Here is a 6,757-nt window from a genome sequence, read left to right on the forward strand (position 1 = left end):
AAACCGACCCACCCGACTGGGCACACCGCTGGCCGGCGGAACTGCTCTGGGTAACCCACAAACCGTAAGTTCCGCCGCGCCGAGACGTGAAGGCATCCCCTCGCCGGACAGGCCCTAGAAGGCTGATGAAGATCTTGTTGAGGGGCTGTCCGGCCGGAGGCTGGACAGCCCCTTTGGCTATGCGGTGGCCGTGGTGAGTTGCCAGGTGTCGTTGGTTCGGGTGAGCCCGAGGTTGATCAGTCGGCGGAGGTTGAGGGCGGCGGCTCGGGTGTGGAGCCAGGCGTCGTTGGCGATGGTTCCGCGGTAGCGCAGGCGGCGGTTGCCGTGCTGGACGAGCCAGGCGACCGCGCGTTCGACCGGTGGTCTCCAGCGGCGGTAGTCGGCCTGCCATTCCGGGTCGTTGGCAGCCTGGTCGCGGGCAGCTGTTTGCAGGTCGTGGTGCGGGCGAATGGTCAGGATGCGGCCGGCCTTGGCCTTGGTGCACCGTTCGCGCAGGGGGCATCCGGTGCACAGATTCCCGAAGGATGCTTTGCGCTGGTGGTGCTGTCCGCTCGGGTCGGAGAGGGGAACGGTGTGCCCTTGAGGGCAGGTCACCAGGGCGGCGAGGGTGTCGATGGCGAAGTCGTCGAGGGTGAAGCCGCCGGGGACGGCGGGCCGTAGCGGGGCGGGTTTGAAAAACAGCCGATGCCCGGCTTCTTCGAGGGTGTGGCGGGCGTCGCCGGTGGAGTAGGCGGTGTCGCCGAAGGCGTCCACCAGCATTTCCTCGTCGGCCAGGAGGTCGAGGCCGACAGCGGCCTCATGGTGCTCGCTTCCGGCGCCGGGCCGCAGGGAAACCGCGGTATATAACCCGGTCTCCGGCTCGACGGCCAAGTGGGCCTTGTATCCGTCCTGCTGGTGGCTGCGGGTCTTGTGGACGTGCCGGGTTTCGGGGTCCACGGTGGAGACCATCCGGTTGGGGGCAGTGCCCCGGGTGATGCGCCAGCGTCCGTCACGGCCGTCGGAGTCCTCGGCGGGCTCGACGTCCTGGCCGGCGACCAGGGCCAGGATGCCTACCGCGTTCGCGGCTTTCTCGCCGAGTTGCTGTTCGGGCAGGTGGCCCAGCAACCGCAGCGCGTCACCGACCAGCGCGTCGACCAGCTCGGCGCGGGCCTGCTCGTCGTTCCAGGCAATCTTCGGCTTGCCCGGGTCGGTGTAGTCGTGGGCGGTGCACTGCACCGCTGCCACCTCGGCGGCTTTGGGGACCTCGCGGATCACCGCGCGGACGGCGGCGATGATCTGGGTGACGGTGTCCTGGGTGGCGACCGCGTCGTCCAGCACGGTGGAGTCCAGCGCCCGGCGATGCCTGCCTTTGAGGACACCGGTGGCCTTCACCACCTCATGCACGGCCTCGAACACCCGGTTCGGGCGGGTGGAACGGGCCAGTCGGCGGCGGAAGTAGGCCAGCAGCGACGGATCGAACGCCATGTCGTGAAGGCCAAGACCGCACGCGGCCTTCCATCGCAGGTCGCACCGCAGTTCCTGGACCGTCTCGAAGTCCGACAGCCCGTGCAGGGCCTGCAAGGTGATCGCGGCGGCCAGGATCTGCGGCGGCATGCTCGGCCGCCCGTTCGCGGACGGATACATGTCAACGAACATCGCCGCCGGGAACAGTTCGGCACGATGCTCGGCCAAGAACGCGAACACACTGCCTGCCGGGATCAGATCCCGACAGGTCTCCCACACGTCCGGCCCGACGGTCTCGCCGACCCACTCGCCCATCGCCACACGACGAGTCTGGCCCTGCCGCTCACGCGGCAGGGCCAGAACCCCAAGATCTTCATGAGCCTTCTAGCGGGCAGTCATCCGATGTCCACGACGCTCCGAAGCTCCCGCGCCACAACGGCGCCCACTGCGACGGGGGGTCAGGTCAGGGGCAGCTGCATGATCGTCAGGTCGAGCCATCGGCCGAATTTCGTGCCTACTTCTGGCACTGTGCCGACATAGCGGAACCCATGCCGTTCGTGTAGCCGGATCGACGAGGTGTTCTCCGCTTCGATGTCGGCGATGACGACGTGGTGACCGGCATCACGTGCCGCGGCGATGAGCGCGGCGAGCAGTGCGGAGCCGACGCCGAGTCCATGCTGGCCTTCGCGGACATAGACCGAGTCCTCCACCGTGTGGCGGTATCCGTCCAGTTGCCGCCACGGGCCGTAAACCGCGAACCCGGCGACCTCGCCGTCCACCTCGGCGACGAACGCCGAGCCGCGCCCCAGGTGGGACGCCAGCCAGACCGCCCCTTCTGCGGGGGCCTGCGGGCTCTGCGTCCACAGGGCCGTCGAGTGCTCGATCGCATGGTTGCGGATCGCGCGGATGGCCTCGGCGTCGCCGTGGCGGGCCGGGCGGACCGTCACGGCGACGCACCCTCTCTCGTATATTGGTGTCATGTCTAATATAGTAGACCCCTTGGTGGGGCAGATCGCTGCGCGTGTCCGCACCGAACGCGAACGCCGGCGGTGGACCCTGGCCCAGCTCGCGGAGGCCTCCGGTGTCTCCCAGGCGATGATCAGCCGGATCGAGCGCGGAGAGAGCAGCCCCACCGCCGTCGTCCTCGGGAAGCTGTCCGCCGCCTTTCGGCTCAGCGTCGCCTCCTTGCTGGCTCTCGCCGAGGGAACACGGGACGACACGGCCACAGTCGCCGGAGTGCGCCGCCGCGACGGCGCGTCCGAATGGCGTGACCCTGCCACCGGCTACCGGCGCCGCCAGATCACCAGCCCGCAATTCCCAGCGGAGATCGCCGAGATCCACTTGCCCGCGGGCGCACGCGTTCCGTATCCGGCCGCCGCGTTCGCCTTCGTACGGCAGGTCGTCTGGGTCCTCGACGGTCACCTGACCTTCCACGACGGCGATGTGGTCCACGAACTCGACGCGGGGGGCACTTTCGAGCTTGGCGAGCCCGTCGAGCGCGTCTTCGCCAACACCACAGACACCACGTGCCGCTACGCCGTCATCCTTACCCGGGGCATCCAGCCGTGACGCGCCCGCTGCCCCCGGGCGGCACGTGCCTCCTGGCCGCCATAGCCGGAACGGCGATCGCGAACAACTACGCCATCCAGCCCGCGCTCACCACGGTTGCCGCCGACCTGCGTGTCCCCCTTTCCGTGATCGGCCTGGTCCCGACCGCCGCGCTCGCGGGGTGCATGACCGGTTTCGCACTCCTGCTCCCGCTCGCCGACCACATCGCCCCGCACCGCCTGGTCACCGCACAGCTCACCGCTTTGGCCGCCGCCCTCGCCCTTGCCGCAGCGGCACCCGGTCCCATCTCGCTTCTGGCCGCCTACGTGCTCATCGGCTCTGCCGCCAGCGTTGCTGCACAGGCCAGCAACATCGCCGGCCGCCACGCCCCGCTCGGTCGGCGCGGAGCGGGCGTCGCCACGGTGGCCGCCGGCATGTCGGCCGGCATCCTGCTCAGCCGCCTGGTGGGAGGGAGCCTCACCGAGGTTCTCGGGTGGCAGAGGATGCTCGTCGTCTTCGCCGCGCTCGCCCTGCTCGGCGCGATCGCCGCCCACTTGCTCCTGCCACGGCAACGGCCGCGCTCCGAACACAGCTACCGCACCACCCTCGCCTCGCTTCCCCCTCTCCTGCGTCACCACCCCCAACTGCGCCTGGCCGTGGTCATAGGTGGGCTGTGGTACTTCGCCTTCAACGTCGTCTGGGTCGCCCTGACTCTCACATTGGCCAAGCCGCCCCACGCCCTGGGGCCAGCAGCCATCGGCCTGTACAGCCTGGCCGGACTCCTTGGCTTCATCGCGCTCCCCTTCACCGGGCGCCTCACCGACCGGTACGCCCCCCGAGCCGTGATAGCCGTCGCCACGCTGACCGCCGCCGCCGGAACCGCCTTGCTGGTCACTGGGCTCAAAACCCCGCCGGCGGCAGCAGGCGGCCTCGCCCTCTTGGACGGAGGCTGCTTCGCCGCCCAGGCCGCCAACCAGAGCCGCGTCATTGCCCTCGACCCGCAACGCTCCGGCAGCCTCAGCAGCATCTATCTCGTGCTGTATTTCACGATGGGCGCTATCGGCACGGCCCTCGCCGCACCCCTGCTCGACACCGTCGGCTGGCAGGGCACCACAATCACGGCCCTCGCCGCGCTCCTCCTTGCCGCGCTCCTCGGACTCATCGGCGCCGGCAACCCGCCACGATCCGGCGGGGCCAAGGCTGCCGTCTTGTCCCGCGTTCGCGGAAATGAGTAGTGCCCAGGCTCGGCCTGGCGGAGCAGGAAGGTGCCCGGTCGATGCTCTGGTTCGCGCTCGGGCCCACCGGGCAGTCTGCGCCGCGTGTCCGACCAAGCCGCCATCGATCATTGCCGATTCTCTGCCCTGGACGAGCAGCAGTTGGCATCAGGGAGCGGTCGCTGCCGCCGGATCAGCCAGGACGGCAGACGCTTGGTGTCCAACTTCACGGGTTCGCCCTCAGACTGCCTTTTTCAAGCAGGGGGTTGTCTACGCGTGGGGTCTGGGTGCTGTTGAGCGCGGTCTCGTTCTCCGGTTCTCCGGTTTCTTGGCTTCCGGACGGTTGTTGGTGGTCCGGTGGCGGGTGCGGGGTGGGGGACGCGGGGGTGATTGTGTTCGGGCTGTTGGTGGGCGGGGAGGTCGTCTCTTCTGTGGTGGGGTGGCCGGGGGTTGTTGTTGGTTGGTCGAATGTGGGGGGAACGTAGGTTGACTTGTGGGTTTTGCATGGTGGGTTGGTGACGTGTGTGACTGTCCGTCTCCGGGGGTGGGGTGGAACTGTCGTCGGTGCTGCCTCGGGGGGAGGGATGATGGACAAGCGGTACGAGGTTTTCTGTCTGGTCGACGGTGTCTTCTATGAGACGCCGGACCGCTTGGACCGTGTGTCCGCTGTGGGAGGAATGGCTCCTGGGTCACACCGATCCGCCGCCCGACGGGACACGGCTGGGCTTCTACGACGGCCTCGCCGGAGTGGCGTATCTCCTGGACCGGCTCGGACACACCGGCCGCGCCCTCGACCTCATGGGCCGCGTCCTCGACGAGAATTGGCAGATCCTCGGCCCCGACCTGAACGGCGGACTCGCGAGCCTCGGACTCGCCCTCGATCACCCGCCCGTACGACGGGGGAGTCGGGGCTGCGCGACCAGGCGCTGACGGCAGCGCGCCTCCTCGCCCAGAAGGACCCTGCAGCGGGCAAGCGCGCGGGGCTGCTCCGGGGCGCGACCGGTCCGGCCCTGTTCTTCCTGCGGTTGTGCGAGTCCACCGGCGAGCCCGCGCTTCTCGACCATGCGGCGTCCGCGCTCCGCGCCGACCTGGCGCGGTGCGTGAGGGACGACACCGGCGCCCTCGCGGTGGACGAGGGTTTTCGTACCATGCCGTATCTCGGCACCGGCAGTGTCGGTATCGGCACGGTCATCAAGGACTACCTCGTCCACCGCCCGGGCGACGAGGAGTTCGCGCGGGCCCGGGGCGACATCGCGCCGATGGCCCGGTCGCGGTACTACGCGGAGCCCGGCCTCTTCGAGGGGCGCGCGGCATGATCCTGCACCTCGCGCGTGCGGGGACGCCGCGCGGCGACGTGGAGGCGCAGATCGCCGCGCTCGGCTGGTACGCCGTGCCGTACGAGGGCGAGATCGCCTTCCCCGGTGACCAGATGATGCGGCTGTCCATGGATCTTGCCACCGGCACCGCCGGCTGTCTGCTCGCCCTCGGCGCGGCTGACGCCGGGCATCCGGCCTCGCTGCCCTTCCTGCCGCCGCTTCCGGCCTTCCGCCCTCGGGCGTCCGGCGGCGGCCCACGGACCGGCCCGACCAGGGTCGTGACAGAAAATCAACCCGTCCCCACGGAATGATGGAAAGGATGATCGACATGGCACTTCTCGACCTCCAGACCCTCGACGTCCCTGAAGACGACGACCTGGGTAACCACAGTGCCGCCAGCAAGGGGTGTGGCGCCAGCGCGCTCAGCCTGCTCCTGTGCGTGTGAGCCGGCTCACCCAGTGACACCGGGGTATTTGCCCCGCCGGCCCCGGACGGCTCCGTTCGCCGTCCGGGGCCGGTGTCGTGTGGGGCTGGCCGGTGAAGTGGATCAGGAAGACTCCCTCATGCCTGAAGCCCCAACCGTGGCACGGCAGTTTCTGCGGGGCACGGTGCGCCGTGGCGCCGCGCCTGCCGTGGTCGTCCTGGTGGTCAGTGTTCTGCTGGCTGCCACCGAGTTGGCGCTGCCTGCTGTGTTCGGGCGGACGCTGGACCTGCTGCTGTCGGGGCGGCGGGGGGAGGCTGGGGATATGGCTGGTGCTGTGTGCCGCCCTCACGGTGGCCACCGTGGTGCTGGGAGCGCTCGACGACGTCGTGAGGGCCGTCGGCGCTGCCCGCGCCACGGCCCGTATCCGCAGCAGAGTGTTGGGGCATCTGCTGGATTGCGGGCCGCGGGCCGGTGAACGGTTCGCGCACGGCGATCTCGTGGCGCGGCTGGTCGGCAACGCTGCTCAGACCGGAACGGTGCCGGTGGCGCTCACTGCCCCTGTTCGCAGCCGTTCTCATGCCGGTCGGTGGGCTGGTCGCCCTGGCTCTCACCGATGTGTGGATCGCGCTCGTCGTGCTCGCCGGGATGCCTCTGCTCGCTGTACGCGAGCGGCCCGGCGGCGCCCTGGTCGTCGTCGCGCACCGCATCAGCTCGGCGCGCCGTGCCGACCGCGTCCTGGTGATGGACGGCACGCACACCGACTGCGGCACGCATGAGGAGCTGCTCGTGCGCTCGCCGCTCTACCGTGATCT

Annotated in this window: 6 protein-coding genes and 1 pseudogene; 5 read left to right on the plus strand and 2 right to left on the minus strand. The window is 69.7% G+C overall.

Annotated features, from left to right (window positions below):
• Nucleotides 1-177 precede the first annotated feature (177 nt).
• Complete coding sequence (locus ABZ910_RS36040; RefSeq protein WP_361373629.1) at nucleotides 178-1,758, minus strand: IS1182 family transposase; 1,581 nt, start codon at nucleotides 1,756-1,758, stop codon at nucleotides 178-180.
• 143 nt (nucleotides 1,759-1,901) lie between these two features.
• Nucleotides 1,902-2,423 carry an N-acetyltransferase family protein gene (locus ABZ910_RS36045; RefSeq protein WP_361373621.1) on the minus strand — a complete coding sequence of 174 codons (522 nt, stop codon included), beginning with the start codon at nucleotides 2,421-2,423 and terminating at the stop codon, nucleotides 1,902-1,904.
• On the opposite strand from ABZ910_RS36045, the gene ABZ910_RS36050 reads away from it, so the two are divergent.
• From ABZ910_RS36050 to ABZ910_RS36070, 5 genes and pseudogenes are all read left to right on the plus strand, one after another.
• Complete coding sequence (locus tag ABZ910_RS36050) at nucleotides 2,422-3,012, plus strand: XRE family transcriptional regulator (protein ID WP_361373623.1); 591 nt, start codon at nucleotides 2,422-2,424, stop codon at nucleotides 3,010-3,012. The two genes, ABZ910_RS36045 and ABZ910_RS36050, sit on opposite strands and share 2 nt — an antisense overlap.
• Entirely contained in the window at nucleotides 3,009-4,226 is a 1,218-nt protein-coding gene (locus ABZ910_RS36055; RefSeq protein WP_361373625.1) for an MFS transporter, read from the plus strand. Before ABZ910_RS36050 ends, ABZ910_RS36055 begins: the two co-directional genes overlap by 4 nt.
• A gap of 651 nt (nucleotides 4,227-4,877) precedes the next feature.
• Nucleotides 4,878-5,832, plus strand: a pseudogene (locus ABZ910_RS36060) (lantipeptide synthetase); the annotation flags it as partial.
• 8 nt (nucleotides 5,833-5,840) lie between these two features.
• The gene (locus ABZ910_RS36065) at nucleotides 5,841-5,966 is read left to right on the plus strand and encodes a SapB/AmfS family lanthipeptide (protein ID WP_361373627.1); all 126 of its coding nucleotides are present in this window, start codon (nucleotides 5,841-5,843) and stop codon (nucleotides 5,964-5,966) included.
• A gap of 555 nt (nucleotides 5,967-6,521) precedes the next feature.
• Nucleotides 6,522-6,757: hypothetical protein (locus tag ABZ910_RS36070; RefSeq protein ID WP_361373631.1), on the plus strand; the 236-nt coding region annotated here is incomplete at its 3' end.

The sequence above is a fragment of the Streptomyces sp. NPDC046805 genome (genome assembly GCF_040645355.1).
GTDB lineage: Bacteria > Actinomycetota > Actinomycetes > Streptomycetales > Streptomycetaceae > Streptomyces.